The sequence below is a fragment of the Pseudomonas alkylphenolica genome, from assembly GCF_004025535.1.
Classification (GTDB): Bacteria; Pseudomonadota; Gammaproteobacteria; order Pseudomonadales; family Pseudomonadaceae; genus Aquipseudomonas; species Aquipseudomonas alkylphenolica_A.
The window spans coordinates 573,024-595,350 of record NZ_QJRG01000034.1; the positions used below are offsets into that span (position 1 = coordinate 573,024).

The 22,327-nt window shown below is 61.3% G+C and carries 17 protein-coding genes; 3 read left to right on the forward strand and 14 right to left on the reverse strand.

Going from position 1 to position 22,327, the window contains the following annotated elements:
* Positions 1-73 precede the first annotated feature (73 nt).
* From DM813_RS06730 to DM813_RS06740, 3 genes are all read right to left on the reverse strand, one after another.
* On the reverse strand, positions 74-2,521 hold the full coding sequence (locus tag DM813_RS06730; RefSeq protein WP_431311918.1) for a TonB-dependent siderophore receptor: 2,448 nt from the start codon (positions 2,519-2,521) through the stop codon (positions 74-76).
* Positions 2,522-2,630: 109 nt separating this feature from the next.
* Positions 2,631-3,605: a FecR family protein gene (locus DM813_RS06735; RefSeq protein ID WP_128322629.1), complete on the reverse strand. Its 975-nt coding sequence runs from the start codon at positions 3,603-3,605 to the stop codon at positions 2,631-2,633.
* 17 nt (positions 3,606-3,622) lie between these two features.
* Positions 3,623-4,111, reverse strand: coding sequence for an RNA polymerase sigma factor (locus tag DM813_RS06740; RefSeq protein WP_128322630.1), 489 nt, complete (start codon positions 4,109-4,111; stop codon positions 3,623-3,625).
* A gap of 657 nt (positions 4,112-4,768) precedes the next feature.
* Here DM813_RS06740 and DM813_RS06745 point away from each other — a divergent pair.
* Complete coding sequence (locus DM813_RS06745) at positions 4,769-5,932, forward strand: type III PLP-dependent enzyme (protein WP_128322631.1); 1,164 nt, start codon at positions 4,769-4,771, stop codon at positions 5,930-5,932.
* 45 nt (positions 5,933-5,977) lie between these two features.
* On the opposite strand, the gene DM813_RS06750 is transcribed toward DM813_RS06745, so the two are convergent.
* Both DM813_RS06750 and DM813_RS06755 read right to left on the reverse strand, forming a co-directional pair.
* Positions 5,978-6,736, reverse strand: coding sequence for a tetratricopeptide repeat protein (locus DM813_RS06750; protein WP_128322632.1), 759 nt, complete (start codon positions 6,734-6,736; stop codon positions 5,978-5,980).
* 3 nt (positions 6,737-6,739) lie between these two features.
* Positions 6,740-7,420, reverse strand: a complete 681-nt coding sequence (locus DM813_RS06755; protein WP_128322633.1) for a Fe2+-dependent dioxygenase — start codon at positions 7,418-7,420, stop codon at positions 6,740-6,742.
* A gap of 219 nt (positions 7,421-7,639) precedes the next feature.
* On the opposite strand from DM813_RS06755, the gene DM813_RS06760 reads away from it, so the two are divergent.
* Positions 7,640-9,925, forward strand: a complete 2,286-nt coding sequence (locus tag DM813_RS06760) for a TonB-dependent receptor (RefSeq protein ID WP_128322634.1) — start codon at positions 7,640-7,642, stop codon at positions 9,923-9,925.
* A 104-nt stretch (positions 9,926-10,029) separates the two neighbouring features.
* Entirely contained in the window at positions 10,030-12,582 is a 2,553-nt protein-coding gene (locus DM813_RS06765; RefSeq protein ID WP_128322635.1) for a PepSY domain-containing protein, read from the forward strand.
* 45 nt (positions 12,583-12,627) lie between these two features.
* On the opposite strand, the gene DM813_RS06770 is transcribed toward DM813_RS06765, so the two are convergent.
* The 9 genes from DM813_RS06770 to pilW all read right to left on the reverse strand — a co-directional run bounded on the left by DM813_RS06770 (position 12,628) and on the right by pilW (position 22,320).
* A complete protein-coding gene (locus DM813_RS06770) occupies positions 12,628-13,419 on the reverse strand; it encodes an amidohydrolase (protein ID WP_128322636.1) in 792 nt (263 codons plus the stop codon).
* A complete protein-coding gene (locus tag DM813_RS06775) occupies positions 13,407-14,555 on the reverse strand; it encodes a pyridoxal phosphate-dependent aminotransferase (RefSeq protein ID WP_128322637.1) in 1,149 nt (382 codons plus the stop codon). The genes DM813_RS06770 and DM813_RS06775 overlap by 13 nt, the downstream gene beginning before the upstream one ends.
* A 134-nt stretch (positions 14,556-14,689) precedes the next feature.
* Positions 14,690-16,150 (reverse strand): ribosome biogenesis GTPase Der, encoded by a 1,461-nt coding sequence (der, locus tag DM813_RS06780; RefSeq protein WP_128322638.1) that lies wholly within the window; start codon positions 16,148-16,150, stop codon positions 14,690-14,692.
* A 116-nt stretch (positions 16,151-16,266) separates the two neighbouring features.
* Positions 16,267-17,409 (reverse strand): outer membrane protein assembly factor BamB, encoded by a 1,143-nt coding sequence (bamB, locus tag DM813_RS06785; RefSeq protein ID WP_197875774.1) that lies wholly within the window; start codon positions 17,407-17,409, stop codon positions 16,267-16,269.
* A 1-nt stretch (position 17,410) separates the two neighbouring features.
* Entirely contained in the window at positions 17,411-18,052 is a 642-nt protein-coding gene (locus DM813_RS06790; RefSeq protein WP_128322640.1) for a YfgM family protein, read from the reverse strand.
* Between the two features lie 39 nt (positions 18,053-18,091).
* The gene (gene hisS / locus DM813_RS06795; protein WP_128322641.1) at positions 18,092-19,381 is read right to left on the reverse strand and encodes a histidine--tRNA ligase; all 1,290 of its coding nucleotides are present in this window, start codon (positions 19,379-19,381) and stop codon (positions 18,092-18,094) included.
* A gap of 24 nt (positions 19,382-19,405) precedes the next feature.
* Positions 19,406-20,515, reverse strand: a complete 1,110-nt coding sequence (ispG, locus tag DM813_RS06800; protein WP_128322642.1) for a flavodoxin-dependent (E)-4-hydroxy-3-methylbut-2-enyl-diphosphate synthase — start codon at positions 20,513-20,515, stop codon at positions 19,406-19,408.
* 3 nt (positions 20,516-20,518) lie between these two features.
* Positions 20,519-21,562, reverse strand: coding sequence for a RodZ domain-containing protein (locus DM813_RS06805; RefSeq protein WP_128322643.1), 1,044 nt, complete (start codon positions 21,560-21,562; stop codon positions 20,519-20,521).
* On the reverse strand, positions 21,562-22,320 hold the full coding sequence (pilW, locus tag DM813_RS06810; protein WP_128322644.1) for a type IV pilus biogenesis/stability protein PilW: 759 nt from the start codon (positions 22,318-22,320) through the stop codon (positions 21,562-21,564). The genes DM813_RS06805 and pilW overlap by 1 nt, the downstream gene beginning before the upstream one ends.
* Positions 22,321-22,327 lie beyond the last annotated feature (7 nt).

A 22,327-nucleotide genomic window follows, 5' to 3' on the forward strand; every position in this document is an offset into this window, starting at 1 on the left:
CAGCCGCTGCGGTGTGTCGACCACAGCGCATTACCGTTCTTCGCGGGCAAGCACCGCTCCCACAGTGTAGGGCTTAGAACCCTACACTGGCCTGCACATAGAACGTACGTGGTTCACCCAGGTAGATCCCCGAGTTGTTGTCGCTGGAGCGGGTGTAGTACTGCTTGTCGAAGATGTTCTTCACCCCTGCCGCCAGCTTCAGGTTCGACAGCTCCTTGCCGAAGTCGTAACCCCCGCGCGCCGCCCAGGTGACGTAACCAGGAATGTCGCCGTACTGACCATCAGCACTCGGCTCGGTGATGTAGTCGCCGTTGAAACTGCCGTCGGCATTCATCCCGGTGCCTGGTGCGCGCTGTTTCGACTGGGCGTAGGCATCCAGGTTCCAGGTCCAGCGATCGACCTGGTAGCGCAGGCCGGCATTGACGATCTGCCGCGAGTAGAACGGCAGGTCACGTCCCTTGAAGCCAGGAATATCACCTTCGTAAGTAGCACGCGTGTAGGTGAATGCCGCGTTGGCGCTCAGGCCTTGCAGGCGCGGGTCAAGGCCCGACAGGTCGTAGCGCATCGACGCTTCGATACCCTGGTGCTTGGTGGCACCCAGGTTGGTCCAGCCGACGTCGTTGCTGATGTATTGCAGTTCGTCATCGAAGTCGATGTAGAACGCCGTCAGCTCAGCCCCCCAGGTCCCGTTGTTGTAGCGGGTACCGATCTCGTAGGTCTTGGCCTTTTCCGGCTCCAGGCCATTGGCCGTCTGGTCACCGCTACCGCCCTGCCCCAGCTGGAAGTACTGCAGGCTACCGAACGAGGTTTCATAGTTGGCGAACAGCTTCCACTCATCCGACAGGTGATACATCACGCTCAGCGCGGGCAACGGTTCGTTGCTGCTGATGCTGCGGTTTTTCTCCTGTACCGGCTTGCCGTTGGCACCAATCACCGGGCGTTCATGCCAGTCGGTATTGATGTGTTCGAAGCGGATCCCCGGGGTGATGGTCCAGTTGCCGACGTCGATCTTGTCGTCGATGTAATAGGCGCTGGCCTCGGTACCACCGGTACGGTCCTGGAACACGTGGCCGTCAGAGCCCGGCACCGGAGTCGGTACATTGTCGACCAAGCCCAGGCGGGTCGACTGTTCGTGCATCGCTTCCTTGAGGTAGCGATAGCCGACGCTGACTTCCTGGGTGGTCGGGCCGGCAAAGAAGATCCGTGACACACGCGGTTCGATGGCGAAGGTGTGGTAGCTGCGTGGGTACGACGACAGAGTCTTCTGATCACGGGCGGCAATACTGCTGCCACGGAAGCTGTCGGTGTAGTAGGTCTGCACCTCGAACTGGGTGACATCGTCGATCTGGCGCAGGTACTTCAGCGACACATCTTTACGGCGGCCACTGAAATTGTCGTAGTCACGATCCGACTGGTACGGGTCATCGTCGAACTGCGCCTGGGTCAGGCCGCCCGGCATGTCGGCCGTGGCATCGTAGTAATGGAAGTTCAGCCACAGTTCGTCACTGTCGGTGACCGCCCAATGGGTTTTGAGCAGCACGTCATCGATGTCATTGCCGTTGTTGCTGCTGCGGTAGCCATTGCCATTGACACCCGAGTACAGCAACGCCGCGCCCAGGCCATTGTCGGCCGTGCCGCCGAGGAACGCCGACTCGATGTGCTTCCAGCCACCGTGCCGGGAGGTCTCCATGGTGGTGGACAACTCACCGGTGGCTTTTTCCGGAATCGCGCGGGTGACGAAGTTGATCACCCCGCCGACGTTCTGCGGGCCATAGCGCACGGAACCGGCACCCCGCACCACATCAATGCTGTCGAGGTTGCCGGACGAGATCGGCGCCATCGACAGCTGGGGTTGCCCGTAAGGGGCGAACGCTGCCGGAATGCCATCGATCAGAACAGTGGAGCGTGGCGACAGGCGCGACGTCAGCCCGCGCACCCCGACGTTCAGGGCAATGTCACTGCCACCGGTGCCGTTGGAATCCTGGACCTGAACACCAGGAACGCCGCGCAGCACATCGCGAACGTTCATCGCGCCCTGCTCGACCATGGCTTCCCGGCGCACCACGGTGCGCGCACCGGGATGGTTCTGCACCACGGTTTCCTCAGCGTTTCCCAGCCAGTCACCCACGACCTTGATGTCGGTCGGTGCCAGTTCCAGGCTGCCGGTGGTCAGGGTACCGGCGCTCTGGGCAGGCTTGAGCACCACCGTGCCCTGGGAGATTTCATAGGTCAGGCCGCTGCCTTGCAACAGGGTCTGCAAGGCCTGCTCCGGCGCCAGGCTGCCCGACACCGCCGGGGCTTGCTTGCCAGCCACCAGCTCCGGGCTGAAGAACAATTGCAGCGACGTCTGCTGTCCCAGCTGGCTCAAGGCCGACGCCAGCGGTTGCGCCTGAATTTCGATCCGGGTCACTGCCTCGTCCGCATAGCTGGAGGCAATGCCGCTGCTCACGGCCAGGGCCAGTGCCAGGGGCAACCAGCGAAAACAAGCGGTAGAACGCAGGGAAAACTTGGTGTTATTCACGTCGTCGAAACATCCTGAAGGTCCGGGGTATGCACCCGCTGCATGCAAATGGAAATGCTTGGTAGTTGCAGTTGGCCAGGAAGACGAACAACTGAAAAAAAACCTGAATTTATTTTGAAATTATTTCGCTGGAGCCGTCGGCATGGGTCTTGATTGCCACCGGCAAGATGCTCGGCAACGCCCGTAGCAGTGCATCGGTGTCGTCGCTGCTGAACGTGCTGCTCAGACGCAGCGCGGCGGCTTTGCCCGGCGCTACGCGCAGTGGTTGCGCGCGGTAGCGCGACACTTCCTCGACCACCTCGCTCAAGGGCACGTCATTGAACACCAGCTTGCCTTTGCGCCAGGCCGTCAGTGCCGCAGCGTCCACGGCATAGGGCTCGGCGACCTTGCCTTGGGCATCGATCTGCGAACCCAGCCCAGCGGTAAGTAGCGCCTGACTGGTACCAGTGCCCTGCACCTTGACCGAACCTTGCTCTACCGCCACCCGCGTACGGTCCGGGTCCAGGCGCACGTCAAAACGCGTCCCTGTGACAGTCACCGTGCCATTGCCGGTGCTGACGATAAACGGCCGCGCCGTGTCATGGGCAACACTGAACATGACTTCACCCGCCGCCAGTTCGATGCGCCGTTGTCCGGCGCTGAAATCGACTTTTACCTGGGTACGGCCGTTCAGCTCCAGTTGCGAACCGTCCGGTAGTTCGAGTTGACGGCGTTCGCCCAGCGCCGTTTGCAGCTGGTCCTGGTAGTTGAGCTGATGATGCTGCCAGCCGAACCAGCCAAGCCCCACTGCCGCAGTGGCAATACCGGCGGCCAACGCCTGCTGGATGAAGCGTCGACGTGGCAACTGGCGTACCGGATCGGCCTGGCAGAGTGCCTCAAGGCGCGCACGCGGCAGTGCATCGGCTGCGCCCCACAGCCGGGCGAGCAGATCGTATTCGCGCTGATGCTGCGGGTGCTGTGCCAGCCAGGCATCGAGCTGTACCTGCGCCTCGGCCGCCAACGCGCCGTCGCGGGTGCGGGCAAACCAGCGGGCTGCCTGCTCGCGCACAGCGTCGTCGCCACAACGGCACGCGTCCTGATTCATGAAAACATTCGCCTGACTCATCTCGTCGACACATCCAGGTGCTCACGCAGATGCCGGAGCGTGCGGATCATATACTTTTCGACCATGTTCTTGGTCAAGCCCATGCGTTCGGCAATTTCGGCCTGGGTCAGCCCTTCGATCTTCTGCCAGATGAACACCCGTCGGCAGTTCAGCGGCAACTGCGCCAGGGCACGTTCAACACTGTCAGCCAGCTCGAGGGCATGCATATAAGCCTCCGGGTCACCATGGACGTCGGTGCCGGGATCGAAGGTGTCCTGCTCCAGCAACTGGCGCCGGTCTTCGCGGCGATAACCATCGACGGCAATGTTGCGTGCTGTCTGGTGCAGGTAGGCACGTGGCTGCTCGACACCGGCCTGTTCATTTTCCAGCACCCGCACAAAGGCGTCATGAGCGATGTCCTCGGCTTGCTGGCGATTGCGCAGCTTGCGCGTCCAGGTGCCGATCAGCTCATGGTAGTGGTCGAAAAAGCCTTTGTGTCGCGACACGATGCGGGGGTACGCCAGGCAAAAAGAGAGAGCGCGAATAGTAATGTTTCTTATTAAGCGCTTCAATCGAAGATCACAGCGACCGACGAAGCGTAAAACGAGAAAAAACTGCACGAAACCGTCGGTCGGAGCGCTTGAAAAAAGCGAGAAAAAATATGAACGGCCACACCATTCACCCACGCAAACGCCTTGGATAAAACGAAGCAAAAATCGCCACCTTTTCAACGACTTTTGCCCTGATTTTCCCGCATAAAAGCCACTCTTGGCCAATTAGCCGACTTTCAACACGATCTGCGCTTATGCAGGTATTTTTAACGCTTTTGTCATCAAATTGAACATCTACTGTTTACCTGGGTCGGTTACAAAGTGGCTGGCCGAACCACGGCGACAGGCGTGTGCAAAATCGCGACATTTTTTGTTGATCTTGAGCCCCTCAGGTCCTAAAGTTCGCGCCGAACGTCCATGCTGGAAACGATCCATCCGGCTCAAGTACTGACGACGAGACAGCAAGGTCACCCGTAGCTCGCTTTATCACGCACGGATGACCTTTTTGCTTTCGGCGACATGCCTTGGGAAGTAGGCGAACCAAAGTGGGGATACGGAGGACGTTCAGTTGCAGCCACTTATTTTTTCAGTTTGCCCATGGAGTCCCTAAGCATGTCGATTCAGGTCGAAGACTACTTCGCGCGCGATACCTTTCAAAAAATGAAAGCCTTCGCCGACAAGCAAGAAACCCCGTTCGTACTCATCGACACGCAGATGATCAGCCAGGCCTACGATGACCTGCGCGCCGGTTTCGAATTCGCCAAGGTCTACTACGCGGTCAAGGCCAACCCGGCCGTCGAGATCATCGACCTGCTCAAGGAAAAAGGCTCGAGCTTCGACATCGCCTCGATCTACGAGCTGGCCAAAGTGCTGAGCCGCGGCGTCAGTGCCGACCGCATCAGCTATGGCAACACCATCAAGAAATCCAAGGACATTCGCTACTTCTATGAGAAGGGCGTGCGTCTGTATGCCACCGACTCCGAAGCCGACCTGCGCAACATCGCCAAGGCCGCACCGGGCTCGAAAGTCTATGTGCGCATCCTCACCGAGGGTTCGACCACCGCTGACTGGCCGCTGTCGCGCAAGTTCGGCTGCCAGACCGACATGGCCATGGACCTGCTGATCCTCGCCCGCGACCTGGGCCTGGTGCCTTACGGCGTGTCCTTCCACGTTGGCTCGCAGCAGCGCGACATCAGTGTCTGGGACGCGGCGATTGCCAAGGTCAAGGTCATCTTCGAGCGCCTCAAGGAAGAAGACGGTATCGAGCTCAAGCTGATCAACATGGGTGGCGGCTTCCCGGCCAACTACATCACCCGTACCAACAGCCTGGAAACCTACGCCGAAGAAATCATCCGCTTCCTCAAGGAAGACTTCGGTGATGACCTGCCAGAGATCATTCTCGAGCCTGGCCGCTCGCTGATTGCCAACGCCGGCATTCTGGTCAGTGAGGTCGTGCTGGTGGCGCGCAAGTCGCGTACCGCCGTCGAGCGCTGGGTATACACCGACGTGGGCAAGTTCTCCGGCCTGATCGAAACCATGGATGAGTCCATCAAGTTCCCGATCTGGACCGAGAAGAAAGGCGAGATGGAAGAAGTGGTCATCGCCGGCCCGACCTGTGACAGTGCCGACATCATGTACGAGCACTACAAGTACGGCCTGCCGCTGAACCTGGCCATCGGTGACCGCCTGTACTGGCTGTCGACTGGCGCCTACACCACCAGCTACAGCGCGGTGGAATTCAACGGCTTCCCGCCGCTGAAAGCCTACTACCTGTAACGAAAAACGGGGCCGAAAGGCCCCGTTTTACTTTCAGGTGGCGGTTCAGGCCGCAGCAGTCAGGTGCGCCAGGCGTGCCTGATACGCCGCAGACAGCTTGCGGAATTCAGGCTGTTCGGCCTGTTCCAGGGCGGGTCCGGCGACCCTCAGGAAGTTCACGTTGCCGCCCTCCAGTGCCCGCTGCAGCCACACCAGTGCCTCCTGCGTCTGGCCCTGAGCGGCGAGCACGCCGGCATGACTGAACTGCCCACGAAAATCCCCGGCCTCGGCCGAGCGCTGGTACCAGCGCTGTGCACCGGGCACATCACGCGGGCAATGCACGCCCTCCTCCAGGTAGCGCCCGAGCAGGTTCATCGACTTGGCGTGCCCGAGTTCGGCCGCTTGCCGATAACAGGACAGCGCCGTCACCGGGTCCTCGGCGACACCGCGCCCGGTGGCAAGCAGATTGGCATAGTTGTACAGGCCCCAGTCCAGGCGGGCTTGCGCCGCCCTGGCGTAATGCCGTGCAGCTAGCGCCTGGTCCACCTCCCCGCCCCAGCCATGCTCCAGGCAGCGTCCGAGCATGTTGTCGGCCATGGCACTGCCGCGGCTGGCGGCAATGGCAAACCAGCGCCGCGCCAGGGCAGGGTCTTTTTCGATGCCACGGCCATCGAGCAGGATCTGCCCAAGCAGTAGCTGTGCCTCGACAATGTCCTGCCCCGCCGCTGCCACCAGCGCCTGAGCGGCCTTTGCCGGGCTGTGCTCAAGCATCTGGGCGAATTGCTGGCTGTCCAGCTCCTGGCGGTTGCGCAAGGCAAATGTCATGGCTCAGACCTCTACCCAGCGACGCAACAAGTTGTGATAGGTACCGGTGAGCTGAATCAGCGCCGGGTGCTCCGGCATGTCGGCGGTGAGCGCCTGAATGGCGTTGTCCATCTCGAACAGCAAGGCACGCTGACTGTCTTCGCGCACCAGGCTCTGGGTCCAGAAGAATGCGGCATAGCGTGCGCCGCGCGTGACCGGGTTGACCTTGTGCAAACTGGTGCCCGGGTATAACACCAGATCACCGGCCGCCAGCTTCACTTGCTGAACGCCATAGGTGTCCTGGATCACCAGTTCACCGCCGTCGTAGTCCTCGGGGTTGCTCAGGAACAGGGTCGAGGACAGGTCGGTACGCACCCGCTCGTGGCTGCCACGGGGCTGGCGCAGGGCGTTGTCGATGTGAAAACCGAAATTGCCGCCTTCGCGGTAGCAGTTGATCAGCGGCGGAAACACCTTGTGCGGCAAGGCCGCCGACATGAACTGCGGGTGCTGCCAAAGGCGCTCGATCAGCGCCGTGCCGATCTCCTTGGCCAGCGGGTGCCCCTCGGGCAACTGCAGGTTGTGCTTGGCCTTGGCCGACTGGTAGCCGGCGGTGATCTTGCCATCCGCCCACTCGGTCTGCTCCAGCGCTTCACGAATACGTGCGACCTCCTCGGTGGAGAACAGTCCGGCAATGTGTAGCAGCATGGCGCAAGCCCCTGGGATCAGTAAGGACGTCAATGGTATTGATTCCCATTGACTCTCCACAAGCCTTTTCCGAGGGGTGCGACGTTTCAGCACGAAAAACCCGTCAAAAGTAAATTGTAAAGAATGTAAATTTCTCACTAATAATAATTACTCTCAATTGCCACTCATATTTGTTTACATTATATTTCGCGGCCTTTGAAACCGGGGAAGGGGACCACCATGCCGCGTCACTACGTGCCAACCGCTGTCAGTTCACCACGCTTGCTCGCCTCTGCCATTGGCGTAGCGATCACCGCTACCTCTGCAGGCCACATGGCTTACGCCGCAGATGCCGAGCCCGCAAAGAACGGCGCGATTGCCCTGGACGCGACCAGCGTTACCGGCCAGTCCGATGCTGCCAGCACCGACTACAAAGTCGAAAGCGCAGCCTCGCAGAAGTACACTGCGCCGCTGGTGGACACCCCTCGCTCCATCACCGTCATTCCGCAGCAGGTACTCAAGGACACCAATGCCCTGACACTGCAGGACGCCCTGCGCACCGTGCCAGGCGTAACCTTCGGTGCCGGTGAAGGCGGCAACCCGCAAGGCGACCGTCCATTCATCCGCGGCTTCGATGCCCAGAGCGACACCTTCCTCGACGGCGTGCGCGACACCGGCGCCCAGACCCGCGAAATATTCGCTGTAGAGTCGGTAGAAGTCAGCAAAGGCCCAAACTCCACCTTTGGTGGCCGTGGCTCAGCCGGTGGCAGCATCAACCTGGTGAGCAAGCGTGCGCATCTGGGCAACTCGTTCGACGGTGGTTTCACCTGGGGCTCCGACCAGACCCAGCGCTACACCCTTGATGGCAACTACCAGTTCACCGACAACGCTGCCGGCCGTCTGAACCTGATGAGCCACGAAAGCAACGTTGCCGGCCGCGACAAGGTCAACTATGACCGCTGGGGTATCGCACCTTCGCTGGCATTCGGTCTGGGCACCCCGACACGGGTCAACCTTGACTACTACCACATGGAAAGCGATGACCTGCCTGATTCGGGTATCCCTTACAGCATCCCGACTACCGGTAGCGGTGGCCGCACCTCGGCCAACCCGGACAAACCGGTCGATGGCGGCGACAGCAGCAACTTTTATGGCCTGACCGACCGCGACTTCCGCAAAACGCGCACCGACATCGCCACCATTGCTGTCGAGCACGACCTGACAGACTCGCTGACCGTCAAGAACACCCTGCGTCACGGCAACAGCATGCAGGACTACATCCTGACCCAGCCTGACGACAGCGCCGGCAACGTCAACCGCGGTGGTGTATGGCGTCGCGCCAACACCCGTGTCGGCAACACGGCCACCACCACCAACCAGACCGATCTGTTTGGCGAATTCGTCCTGGGTGGTTTCAAGAACAACTTCTCCACCGGTATCGAGTTCACCCATGAAGATGCCGACAAGCAGAGCTACACCGTTACCCCGAACAGCAAGCTGACCAACTGCACCGGGCCAAGCAACGGCGGCAGCTGCACCTCGCTGAGCAACCCGAACCCGGATGACGTCTGGACCGGTACCACGGCGCGCAACTACGCGGGCACCGACACCTCCAGCACCACCCGCGCACTCTATGCGTTCGATACCATCGAGCTGGACCCGCAATGGCTGCTGAATCTCGGCCTGCGGTACGACCACTTCACCACCAAGTTCCGCACCTACAACGCTGCAGGCGCTACCACCGTTACCAGCGGTGTAGCCAACAAGGGCGAGGACACCAGTGAGTTCGTCACCGGCCAGGTCGGCCTGGTGTGGAAACCGCAGGACAACGGCAGCATCTACATTTCTTACGCCACAGCGGCCACGCCGCCAGGCTCGATGCTGGGCGAGGGCACGGACAGCAACCCGGTGACCACGGCGACCGTCAAGAACGACATGGAGCCTGAAGAAACCACCAACTACGAAATCGGCACCAAGTGGGACTTGCTCGACCAACGACTGGCACTGACTGCTGCCCTGTTCCGTACTGAAAAAGACAACGCCCGTGTTCAGGTCGACACCACCACCTACGAGAACGTCGGTACCACTCGCGTAGAAGGCGTCGAATTGTCGGCAAGCGGCAAGATCACCGAAAAATGGCAAGTGTTCGCTGGCTACACCTACATGGAAGCCCGCCAGATCGACGGCGGCCCAATGGGCAAGGCCAACGACGGCAACCAACTGCCTAACACCCCGAACAACTCGGCCAGCCTGTGGACCACCTACGCCGTCACGCCGAAGCTGACCATCGGTGGCGGAGCCTTCTACACCGACGAGGTGTATGGCAGCGTGGCTAACACCACCATGGTCGACAGCTATGTACGCTACGACGCCATGGCCAGCTACAAGCTGACCAAAAACGTCGATCTGCAGTTGAACGTACAAAACCTGACCGACGAAACCTATTACGACAAGGCCTACTCGACACACTTCGCCAACCAGGCTGCCGGGCGCACTGCCCTGCTGACCACCAGCGTCCACTTCTAAGTGCGCTGACCGGCAAGCCCCGTTCACTTCTGTGAGCGGGGCTTTTGTGTATCAAGGCATAATGCGCGACGCATTCGCATTTGCGGCAAGACAAGGTGATTGATGTGGTGAAGAAATCCCTGTTCCAACTGCACTGGTTCTTCGGCATCACCGCCGGTCTGGTGCTGGCCTTGATGGGCATTACCGGGGCGATCTGGTCGTTCCAGGATGAACTCCTGCGCTTGTTCAACCCCGACGTGCTCAAGGTCGAGGTGCGCCAGGAAGGCGTGTTGCCCATGCCCGAACTGGTGCGCCGCGTCGAGGCCGCACACGGCGACAAGGTCGCCATGCTCACGGTCGATACCCAAGGCGATACCGCCGCGCGCGTGTTCTTCACCCCGCCACCGGGCGAGCGCCGTGGCCAGATGCGCTACGTCGACCCCTACACCGGCAAGCTGCAGGGCGATGTCAGCGGCCAGGGTTTCTTCGACCTGATGCTGCGACTGCACCGTTTCCTGGCCATCGGTGATACGGGCCGGCAGATCACCGGCGCCTGCACCCTGATGCTGATTTTCTTCTGCCTCTCCGGCCTGTACCTGCGCTGGCCGCGCAAGGCGCTGAACTGGCGGGTATGGCTGACTCTGGACTGGGCGAAGAAAGGCCGTGCGTTCAACTGGGACCTGCACGCCGTATTCGGCACCTGGTGCCTGCTGTTTTATCTGCTGTTCGCCCTCACCGGCCTGTTCTGGTCCTACGAATGGTACCGCGAAGGCTTGAACAGGCTGCTGGGCGACGGCCCGCGTGCCGGTGAGCAGCACAAACGTGGCGAAGGCCGTGGCCGCCCGGGCGGCGCGCCGGGTAAAGACGCCAAGCCCCTGGTCGTCGACTATGACGCCGTCTGGGCCAGCCTGCAGGCCGCCGGCGGCCCGGGCATGGCCACCTACAACCTGCGCCTGCCCCCGGCCGGCGGACAACCGGCGACCGTGTTTTACCGGCTGCAAGGCGCTGAACACGAACGCGCGTTCAACACCCTGACCATCGACCCGGCCAGCGGCCAGGTGAAAAAGCATGATCGCTATGCCGACAAGTCGTTCAAGGCGCAGTTGCTGGCCAGCGTCTATGCCTTGCACGTCGGCAGCTACTTCGGCCTGACCGGACGCATCCTGGTGACCATCGCCAGCCTGACCATGCCGCTGTTCTTTGTCACCGGCTGGCTCCTGTACCTCGACCGGCGCCGCAAAAAGCGCCAGGTGCGTGCCGCACGCAACACGCTGGCAGCAACCGATGCCCAGGGCGAGAGCTGGCTGGTCGGCTTCGCCAGCCAGAGCGGGTTTGCCGAGCAACTGGCCTGGCAAAGTGCCGGGCAATTGCAGGCAGCGGGTTTGCCGGTGCAGGTGCGGCCCTTGGCCGAACTGACCGAGAGCGATCTCCAGCAGGCCGAGCGCGCACTGTTTGTGATCAGCACCTTCGGCGATGGCGAGGCGCCAGACAGCGCTCGCGGTTTCGAACGCAAAGTACTGGGTCAACCCTGGGCCCTTAACAACCTGAACTATGCCCTGCTCGCCCTCGGCGACCGGCAGTACCCTGACTTCTGTGGCTTTGCGCGACGGCTGCAGGCCTGGCTGGTTGAACGCGGCGCCACCACCGCCTTCGCCCCCGTTGAAGTCGACAGCGCCGACCCTTCAGCTTTGCAACATTGGCAGCAGCAACTGGCCCAGCTGACCGGCAGCACACCGCCAGCCGCCTGGCAGGCACCGACATTCAGCAACTGGAGCCTGGTCGAGCGCACTTTGATGAACCCTGGCAGCCAAGGCTCAGCCATCTATCTGCTGGGCTTCAAGCCAGAGCAGCCTGCGCAATGGCAAGCGGGCGACCTGGTGGAGATTCTGCCGCGTAACAGTGCAGATAGCCTTGCCCTGTTTCTGAAAGGACTGGGACTTGAAGGCGACACCCAGGTTCAGGTCGACGGCCTGCAGGAAACCTTGCTTCAAGCCCTCGCTGGCCGACAACTGCCCAAGAGCCGCGAGCACCTGGTTGGCCTGCACGCCCAGGCCTTGGTCGATGCGCTGATTCCGCTGGCGGCGCGGGAGTACTCGATTGCCTCGATTGCCAGTGAGGGTGTGCTTGAACTGATCGTGCGCCAGGAGCGTCACCTCGATGGCAGCCTAGGGCTTGGCTCCGGCTGGCTGACCGAGTACCTGCCGGTGGGCAACAGCGTCAGCCTGCGCCTGCGCAGCAACAGTGGGTTCCACCTGCCGGCAGCAGCGACACCAATGATCCTGATCGGCAACGGTACCGGAATTGCCGGGCTGCGCAGCCTGCTCAAGGCGCGGATCGTCGCTGGTGACCACCGTAACTGGCTGCTGTTCGGTGAGCGCAACCGGGCCCATGACTTTCTTTGTGAACACGAGCTGCAAGGCTGGTTGCACAACGGGTCACTGGCGCGCCTGGACCTCGCCTTCTCCCGTGATCAGGCGCACAAGGTCTACGTGCAGGATTGCGTGCGCGCGCAGGCGGCTGAACTGCGCCGCTGGCTTGACGAAGGCGCCTCGATCTATATCTGTGGCAGCCTGCAGGGCATGGCCTGCGGTGTCGATGCGGTGCTGAACGAGGTGCTTGGCGCAGGTGAAGTTGAGCGCCTGATCGAGCTCGGGCGTTACCGCAGGGATGTGTACTAGGGCTTGAGGCCACATCGCCGGCTTGCCGGCGATGGCATCAGCCGATCAATGCAGCTCGAAGGTATCCGCGTCCAGATTGGCCGGAAAACGCGTACGATAGGCCGCCAGGTCGGCCGAACTCAACACCGCGGTAAACACCCCGTCCGCCTCCCCCGCACTGAGCAGGCTTTCACCCTGGAAGTCCAGCACCTGGCTGTCGCCGCTGTAGGCAAAGCCCTTGCCATCCGTCCCCACCCGATTGACCGCAGCCACGTAGCACAGGTTCTCAATACCCCGTGCCGGCAACAGGCGGTTCCAGTGCTGACGGCGCGCTGCCGGCCAGTTGGCCGTGTACAGCAGCAGGTCGGTGTCCTGGGCATCGCGGCTCCAGACCGGAAAGCGCAGGTCGTAGCAGATCAGCGCCCGTACCCGCCAGCCCTTTACCTCGAACTGCACCTGACGCTCGCCCGGGGTGTAATGCTTGTGTTCACCGGCCATACGGAACAGGTGACGCTTGTCGTAAAACAGGATGTCGCCGTCCGGTCGCGCCCACAGCAGGCGATTGCGGTGGCTGCCGTCGCCGGCCTGGATAATTACACTGCCAGTGACCACGGCATCGAGCTTTTTCGCCTGGGCCTTGAGCCACTTGTAGGTCGGACCGTTTTCCGGCTCGCACAGGCTCTCGGAATCCATCGAAAACCCGGTGGTGAACATTTCCGGCAGGACAATCAGATCGGCACCCCGCGCTTGCTCCAGCAAGCCTTCGAAATGCTCGTAGTTGGCCAGACGGTCCTGCCAGGCCAGGGTTGTCTGCACCAGGGCCACTTTCAGGTTAGGCAGAGCACTCAGATCGCGCATAGCTTCTCCGCTGCCTGACGCAGCGTCTCCTCGCGTTTGGCAAAACACAGGCGCACCAGGCGCTGTTCAGGAATGGGTTGTTGGTAAAACACCGATACCGGGATGGTCGCCACTCCGTGTTCACGGGTCAGCCACAAAGACATCTCGACATCGTTCAGGTCCGGTCGGATCGCTGAATAGTCGACCAGCTGGAAATAGGTGCCCGGCGTACGGGTGAACTGAAAACGCGACGGTTCGAGCAAGTCGCAGAACAGGTCGCGTTTGGCCTGGTAGAACGCCGGCAACTCTTCGACATGCTGCGGTTGCTCGGCCATGAAATCAGCCAGCGCCCACTGCAGCGGGGTTACCCCGCAAAAATTGACGTACTGGTGCACCTTGCGCAACTCGGCGCTCAGCGCTGGCGGTGCCACCACATACCCGGTCTTCCAGCCGGTAACGTGATAGGTCTTGCCGAACGAGCTGACCACAAAGGCGCGCGGGTAAAGCCCTTCGTGCGCCAGCACGCTGGCGTGCTGAACGCCGTCGAACACCAGATGTTCGTAGACTTCATCGCTGACCAGGTAGATATCACGCTCGGCAATCAGCAGGGCCAGCTTGTCCAGGTCGTCGCGACTGAACACGGCGCCACTGGGGTTGTGCGGCGAGTTGAGGATGATCATCCGCGTACGTGGGCTGAGGGCATCGGTGAGCTTCTGCCAGTCGATGGCAAACGTGCCATCGCTCAGTTGCACGTGCACACAACGGCCACCGGCCAGTTCCACAGACGGCTCGTAGCTGTCGTAAGACGGATCGAAGACGATCACTTCATCACCCGCACGAATAACCGCATGGATGGCGCAGAAAATCGCTTCGGTGGCACCGGGGGTAATGGTCACTTCAGTATCGGCATCGACACTGACGCCATAGCTGCGGGCAATCTTGATTGCCACTTGCTGACGCAGTGCCGGCAGGCCGGTCATCGGGCTGTACTGGTTGTGACCGGCACTGACGTGGCGGCAGACGGCATCCAGCAGTGCCTGCGGCGCGCCAAAATCCGGAAAACCCTGGGACAGGTTCAAAGCGCCGGTTTGCACAGCGAGCTGGGACATGGTGGTAAAGATGGTCGTGCCGACATTCGGCAACTTGCTGCTGATCATGAAACCCTCTTTCCTGCAGAACAATCCGGCTCGAGGCGGCGCGGTCAGAGACCGAGCATAGCGGATTGAGTGGTCAGGAAAAAGGTTGAAACAGTCGCATCGGTAGGCGCGGATATATCCGCGCCTACCTGATTTCAGCGTTTGTCTTTACGCTTCTTCTCGGCTTTCTTGTGGTGCGACATCAAGCGACGCTTCTTGTTGACCTGGCGGTCGGTCAAGGTGTTCTTGTTGCCTTCGTACGGGTTATCGCTGCCCTTGTACTCGATGCGGATCGGCGTACCCACCAGCTTGAGCACCCGGCGATAGGTGTTTTCCAGGTAGCGCGAGTAGGACTTGGGCACCTTCTCGACCTGGTTACCGTGGATCACGATGATCGGCGGGTTCGCACCACCCAGGTGGGCATAGCGCAGCTTGATGCGGCGACCGTTGACCATCGGCGGTTGGTGATCGCTGATCGCGTCTTCGAGGATCTGCGTCAGGCGGCTGGTTGGCCAGCGGGTAACGGCCGAGCGGAAGGAGTTCTGCACCGACTGGTACAGGTTGCCCACGCCAGTGCCGTGCAGTGCCGAAATGAAGTGGATGTCGGCGAAGTCGACGAAGAACAACCGGCGTTCCAGCTCGGTTTTCACATAGTCGCGTTCGCTCGGCTGCATGCCATCCCATTTGTTCAGGGCGATGACAATTGCGCGACCGGCTTCCAGGGCAAAGCCCAACAGGTTCAGGTCATGGTCAACCACGCCTTCGCGGGCGTCCATGACGAAGATCACCACGTTGGCGTCCTTGATTGCCTGCAGCGTCTTGACCACGGAGAACTTCTCGACTTCTTCGTGGATCTTGCCGCGCTTGCGCACCCCGGCTGTGTCGATCAGTGTGTACTTCTCTTCGTTACGCTCGAAGGGAATGTAGATACTGTCGCGCGTTGTGCCCGGCTGGTCATAGACGATGACCCGCTCTTCACCCAGCATGCGGTTGACCAGCGTCGATTTACCGACGTTCGGACGACCGATGATGGCGATCTTGATTCCGTCTTTTTCGCTCGGGCCAGGAATGCGCACCGCTTCTTCGCCTTCGGCGACGTCGGTGTCGATCTCTTCTTCCTTGTCCCGTGGGAAGTCGCTCAGCACCGCTTCCAGCAGGTTGTTGACACCACGGCCCTGCGCGCCGGCAACGCCAATGGCATTGCCCATGCCCAATGGCGAGAACTCGGCAATGGCCATTTGCGGATCGATGTTGTCGATCTTGTTGGCAACCAGGAACGAGCGCTTGTTGCGCTTGCGCAGGTGCTCGGAAATCATCTGGTCAGCAGCCGTCAGGCCGGCGCGGGCGTCGACCAGGAACAGTACGACATCGGCTTCTTCGATAGCCAGCAGCGACTGCTCGGCCATTTTTTCATCCATGCCGTGCTCGTCACCGGAAATACCACCGGTGTCGACCAGAATGAACGAACGGCCTTGCCAGCGTGCTTCACCGTACTGACGGTCACGGGTCAGCCCGGACAAGTCACCGACGATGGCATCGCGGGTCTTGGTCAGGCGGTTGAACATGGTGGATTTACCGACGTTCGGTCGGCCCACCAGGGCAATTACGGGAACCATGCGGCTCTCCACTTCATAAATTCAGAAAATACAAAGGCCGCTGCACTGCAGCGGCCGGAGTTCGGGCGGCACCAGAAGTGCCGCAGCCCGAGGCCTGCACGGCCTCAAGCATAGCCTCAGCGGATGGTAAGCGCCTCGAGCTTGCCGCTGTTGCCGTACACATAGATGGTGTCGCCCACCACCAGCGGACGGGCACGCAGGCCATCGCTGTCGATACGTTCACGACCCACGAAGCGGCCGTCAACCTGGCTGAGCAGGTGCAGGTAACCTTCCAGGTCACCCACGGCTACATAGCTGGAGAACACTTCCGGCGCCGACAGTTGACGACGTGCCAGCGAATCGTTGCTCCACAGGGCGCTCGAGGAGCGCTCGTCGATACCTTCCACAGTGCCCGAAGCCAGGCTCACGTAGACGTTACCGAAACCCTGGGCCACACCGGTGTAGCTGGACGCATCGCGCTGCCACAGGACCCGGCCGCTTTCCAGGTCCAGGCCGGCAACACGGCCCTGGTAGCTGGTGACGTAGAGGGTACCGCCAGACAGCAGCAGGCCACCGTCGATATCGACGACACGGTCAAGCTCCGAGCGACCTTGAGGAATCGCCACACGCTGTTCCCACACCGGAACGCCGTTACGCGTATCCAGCGCGACGACTTTACCAGTCGACAGACCGGCTACGGCCAGGTGATTGGTGACAATCGGCGCACCGGTGCCACGCAGGGTCAACACGGCCGGAGTGCTTTCGTAGATCCAGCGGCGATCACCGGTGCTGGCATCCAGGCCAATCACGCGGTCGTCCTGGGTCTGTACCACCACCACATCGCCATTGCTGGCAGGTGGTGCCAGCACTTCACTGGTCACTCGCGAACGCCAACGCTCTTCACCGGTGCTGGCATCCAGGGCAATCACGTCGCCGCGCAGCGTACCCAGCATGACCAGGCCATAACCGACGCCAACAGCGCCGGAAACAGGCAGTTCGAGGTCCTTTTTCCAGGCCACGTCACCGTTGTTGCGATCCATGGCCATCACTACACCGGTTACATCGGCGGCGTAGATACGATCGTTCTCGATCGCCGGGACCAGCATGTTGAAGGAATCGCCCTGACCGTCACCGATCGAACGACTCCACTGCTTCTTCAGGACCACCTCTTCGGTGAACTTGGTCAGCTCGGCCGGAGGCAATTCCTTTTTGCTGTTGCTGCTGCAACCCACGGCCAGAAGGGCCAGGGTCAGCACTGCTGCATGTTTCCAACCGATCACGTCACGCATCCCCTTTGGCCAGGTCGTCGAGCTTGAGTTGCAGGCCACCGATCGCAGCGTCGTCAGACAGTGCGGCCTTGGCTTTTTCGTAAGCGGTATGAGCGTCAGTAACACGACCCAGCTGTACCAGCAGGTCGCCCTTGAGCTCTTCACGGCTGGCCAGGAACGCCTTGTCGGCATCGCCTTCGAGCAGCTTCAGGCCTTCATCGACCTTGTTCTGGGCCGCCAGGACACGGGCCAGACGCTGACGGGCGATTTCGCCCAAGGTCGCGTCGGCCGGCTTGTCCAGTACCGACTTGAGTTCTGCGGCAGCATCATCGAGCTTGCCAGCCTCGACCGCGACCTTGGCCACGAACAGGCTGCCGTACTGCGCATATGCCGTGCCGCCAAACTCGCTCTTGAGCTTGCCGGACAGTTCCGCAACCTTGGCCGCATCCGGTGCGCCGCTAGGCGTCAGGGTGGTTTCCAGCAGGGCCTGATAGAGGTTCGAGGCACCTTGCGACTGGTTGCCCTGGTACTTCTGGAAAGCTTGCCAGCCGAACACTATCACCAGTGCCAGCAGGCCGCCGGTTACCAGTGGCTTGCCGTTGCGCTGCCACCAGTCCTTGAATGCCACCAGCTGTTCATCATCGGTACTCGACACCCCAATACTCCTTTTCACCAAATCGGCTGTTGACCCGCTTCACGCCTGCGCGAGGGAAGCTTCCAGGTGCTCTGCCAGAGCATCCCAGGCAATGTTTTGTTGTTCGCCCTGGCCACGCAGGGGTTTGAAACCTACCACTTGTTGCGCCAGTTCGTCGTCCCCCAGGATCAAGGCGTAGAGCGCAGCGCTCTTGTCGGCCTTCTTGAACTGGCTCTTGAAGCTGCCACCACCGGCATTGACCAGCAGGCGCAGGTTCGGCAGGCGATCACGCAGACGCTCGGCCAGGGCCAGGCCAGCCAGTTCTGCCTGCTCGCCAAAGGCGCACAGGTAGACATCCACCTGACGGCTGATCGACTCAGGTACCTTTTCCAGGGTTTCGAGCAGCAGGATCAGGCGCTCGATACCCATGGCGAAACCAACGCCCGGGGTTGGCTTGCCGCCCATCTGCTCGACCAGGCCATCGTAACGGCCGCCAGCGCAGACCGTGCCTTGCGAACCCAGCTTGTCGGTGACCCACTCGAACACGGTCTTGCTGTAGTAGTCCAGGCCACGCACCAGCTTGGTGTTGATCACGAAGGGGATGCCGGCAGCGTCCAGACGGGCCTTGAGCCCCTCGAAGTGCACGCGCGATTCTTCGTCCAGGTAATCTTCGAGCTTCGGCGCACCGACCAAAGCCGCCTGGGTATTGGCGTCCTTGCTGTCGAGGATGCGCAGCGGGTTGCTCTTCAGGCGACGCTGGCTGTCTTCGTCCAGTTGTTCCAGACGCGCCGAGAGGAACTCGACCAGCGCGTCACGGTAGCGTGCACGGGCTTCGCTGGTGCCCAGGCTGTTGAGCTCGAGCTTGACCGCGTCGCGAATGCCCAACAGGCCCCACAGGCGCCAGGTCAGGACGATCAACTCGGCGTCGATATCCGGACCGTCGAGGTTGAACACCTCCAGTCCGATCTGGTGGAACTGGCGGTAGCGGCCTTTCTGCGGACGCTCGTGGCGGAACATCTGGCCGATGTACCAGAGCTTCTGCACCTGGCCACCACCGCTGATGCCGTGCTCGAGCACTGCACGTACACAAGCCGCGGTGCCTTCCGGACGCAAGGTCAGGGAATCGCCATTGCGGTCGGCAAAGGTGTACATCTCTTTTTCAACGATGTCGGTCACTTCACCGATCGAGCGCTTGAACAGCTCGGTCGGCTCGACAATCGGCGTGCGGATCTGGCGATAGCCGTAGCTGTCCAGCAGACCGGCCACGGTGCTCTCGAAATAGCGCCACAGCGGCGTCTGCTCGGGCAGGATGTCGTTCATGCCACGGATGGCTTGTAGCGATTTGCTCACAGAAAATCCTTACGAATCTGGGTGTCAGCCACGCGCGATCAATGTCGCGTCAGCTTCGGCCTTTTCGGCCGCTTTCTGGCGGATGAGCTTTTCCAGCTCATCGACCAGGTTGTCATTAGTCAGCTTCTGCGCTGGCTTGCCGTCGATGTAGATCAGGTTCGGCGTGCCGCCGGTAAGCCCGACATGGGCTTCCTTGGCTTCACCAGGACCATTGACCACGCAGCCGATCACGGCGACGTCCATCGGTACCAGCAGGTCTTCCAGGCGTCCTTCCAGCTCGTTCATGGTCTTGACCACATCGAAGTTCTGCCGAGAGCAGCTCGGGCAGGCGATGAAGTTGATACCACGCGAACGCAGGTGCAGGGACTTGAGGATGTCGTAACCGACTTTCACTTCCTCGACCGGGTCAGCTGCCAGGGAGATGCGGATAGTATCGCCAATGCCGTCGGCAAGCAGCATACCGAGGCCGACCGCAGATTTCACCGTACCCGAACGCAGGCCACCGGCTTCGGTGATGCCCAGGTGCAACGGCTGGATGATCTGCTTGGCCAGCAGGCGATAGGCTTCGACGGCCATGAACACATCGGAGGCCTTGACGCTGACCTTGAAGTCCTGGAAATCCAGGCGATCAAGGTGTTCGACATGACGCAGGGCCGACTCGACCAGCGCGGCGGGTGTCGGCTCGCCATATTTCTTCTGCAGGTCTTTTTCCAGGGAACCGGCGTTGACGCCGATGCGGATCGGAATACCGCGGTCACGGGCAGCATCGACCACCGCACGCACGCGGTCTTCGCGACCGATGTTGCCCGGGTTGATCCGCAGGCAGTCGACACCCAGCTCGGCAACGCGCAGGGCAATGCGGTAGTCGAAGTGAATGTCGGCGACCAGCGGCACGCTGACCAGTTTCTTGATACGACCGAAAGCCTCGGCCGCATCCATATCCGGTACCGAGACACGGACAATGTCGACACCGGCATCAACCAGGCGGTTGATCTGCGCCACGGTGGCGGCGACATCATTGGTGTCGGTGTTGGTCATGCTCTGGACGGCGATGGGCGCATCGCCGCCGACTGGCACATTACCTACCCAGATTTTTCGAGATTCGCGACGCTTGATCGGAGATTCGCCGTGCATGACTTATTGTCCCAACTTCAGGCGAGCAGTCTCGCCACTGGTAAACGGCGCAACGTCAACAGGCTGGCCGTTGTAGCTGACCTGTGCGCCCCGGGCAAAGCCCAGGCGTACCGCAAACGGCGGCTTGCCGGTCAGGTCCAGGCTGTCGCCCTTGCGCTTGATGGCGCTGAACAGCACCTTGCCGTTGCCGTCGGTGACCGAGGTCCAGCAATCGGCGGTGAATTGCATATGCAGCTGGCCACTACCGGCAGCTGCAGGGGCCGCGGCCGCTGGTGCCGGCGCGGCGAGCGGCGCACTGGCAACCACCACAGGTGCCACCGGAGCTGCTGGTACTGCCGCTGCGGGTGCGGCTACCGGAGCCACTGGAGCCACCGGAGTGACTGGAGTGACTGGGGCAACAGGAGCGCTGGTGGCCGGAACAGCTGGCGTGCTGGCTGGCGCTTCAGGTGCGGCTTCGCCTGATTCGCTAGCGGCGGGTGCCTGCTCCAGGTTCAACGGCGTGCTTTCCGGTTGCTGCGCGGCACTGACAGCCTGGTCTTCCGGCTCGTCCAGCGGGTGGATCTGGGTGGTGCCGTCGGCGCTTTCAACTTCGACATGCTCAAGGGCCATGTTGACCAGGTCGCGGCTGCGCTGGCTGCTCTGGTCTTGCCACCAGAAGAAGCCACCGCCAATCACCACCACCAACAGCAGCAGGCTGACAATGCGCAGGATGTTGTGCGACAGGCGGACCGGCTCTTCGATCCGGCCCAGCGCGTGCACGTCGCTGCCCTGGGCGTGAGTGCCGGTACATTGGTCGAAGGCTTGCACCAGGGCTGCCTGGTCCATGTCCAGCAACTTGGCGTAGGCGCGAATGTAACCACGGGCAAAGGTATGCCCAGGCAGCTTGTCGAAGGCGCCGGCCTCAAGGTTGTTCAGAGAACTTACGGTCAGGTTGAGCTTGCGGGCCACTTCGGCCTGGGACCAGTCCCTGCTCTCACGGGCCTGACGCAGAGTCTCACCGGGGTTCTCGCGAGTCGCTGCTGCTGCTTCGGGATGCGCCGCTTTCATCATTGCTCCGACAGGTATTGCTGATATTCCGGCGTACCGGGATAAAGTCGTTGTAATTGCAGGCCCAGCTCGGTGGCCTTGTTCCGTTCTTCGAAGACATCGGCCAGGCGACTGCCCAGCAGCAAACTGCGGGCACTGTGGTCGCTCAGCTGGCTGAAACGATCGTAGTAGTCACGGGCCGGCACATAATGCCTGTCTTCGTAAGACAACTCAGCCATTTCCAACAACGCGCGTGGTTGTTGTTGATTGAGTCGCAAAGCTTTTACCAGGTATTCCTGGGCCTGATCACGCTGCCCGAGCCTCAAGGCGGTCAGACCGAGGCTCTCGAATACCCGGGAACGTTCAGGATACAGCGTATCGGCCGCTGCTTGGGCAAACATCTGCTGTGCCTGAGCGTATTGCCCCTGAGCATAAAGGAAACTGCCGTAATTGTTACGGATCCGCGTATCGTCCGGTGTGCTTTTCAGCGCAATCAGGTAGTGCTTTTCTGCCAGTACCGGTTCATCTTCTGCCTGATACACCAAAGCCAGGGCCGCATGGGCTGCGGCATCCTGGCTATTGAGGTCCAGCGCTTTTTTCAGCGGCCCTTTGGCCTGCTCGGTCAAACCTTGTTGCAAATAACCTGACGCCAACTGCACGTAAGCCTGTCCGGCTTGCGCACGCCCTTCGCGCCCTGCCAGCGTGTCCGAACTCCCGCCGGACACGCAACCTGCAAGCAGGGCGAGCGACAGGATCGACAGCGCAGCGCGCAAGGTCATGGAGGTC

Excerpts from the sequence above, each read along its gene's own strand:
- DM813_RS06735 (WP_128322629.1), bottom strand. The coding sequence starts at position 3,605 with ATGAATCAGGACGCGTGCCGTTGTGGCGACGACGCTGTGCGCGAGCAG.
- DM813_RS06745 (WP_128322631.1), top strand. The coding sequence starts at position 4,769 with ATGTCGATTCAGGTCGAAGACTACTTCGCGCGCGATACCTTTCAAAAA.
- DM813_RS06750 (WP_128322632.1), bottom strand. The coding sequence starts at position 6,736 with ATGACATTTGCCTTGCGCAACCGCCAGGAGCTGGACAGCCAGCAATTC.
- DM813_RS06755 (WP_128322633.1), bottom strand. The coding sequence starts at position 7,420 with ATGCTGCTACACATTGCCGGACTGTTCTCCACCGAGGAGGTCGCACGT.
- DM813_RS06760 (WP_128322634.1), top strand. The coding sequence starts at position 7,640 with ATGCCGCGTCACTACGTGCCAACCGCTGTCAGTTCACCACGCTTGCTC.
- DM813_RS06770 (WP_128322636.1), bottom strand. The coding sequence starts at position 13,419 with ATGCGCGATCTGAGTGCTCTGCCTAACCTGAAAGTGGCCCTGGTGCAG.
- DM813_RS06775 (WP_128322637.1), bottom strand. The coding sequence starts at position 14,555 with ATGATCAGCAGCAAGTTGCCGAATGTCGGCACGACCATCTTTACCACC.
- der (WP_128322638.1), bottom strand. The coding sequence starts at position 16,150 with ATGGTTCCCGTAATTGCCCTGGTGGGCCGACCGAACGTCGGTAAATCC.
- ispG (WP_128322642.1), bottom strand. The coding sequence starts at position 20,515 with ATGCACGGCGAATCTCCGATCAAGCGTCGCGAATCTCGAAAAATCTGG.
- DM813_RS06805 (WP_128322643.1), bottom strand. The coding sequence starts at position 21,562 with ATGAAAGCGGCGCATCCCGAAGCAGCAGCAGCGACTCGCGAGAACCCC.
- pilW (WP_128322644.1), bottom strand. The coding sequence starts at position 22,320 with ATGACCTTGCGCGCTGCGCTGTCGATCCTGTCGCTCGCCCTGCTTGCA.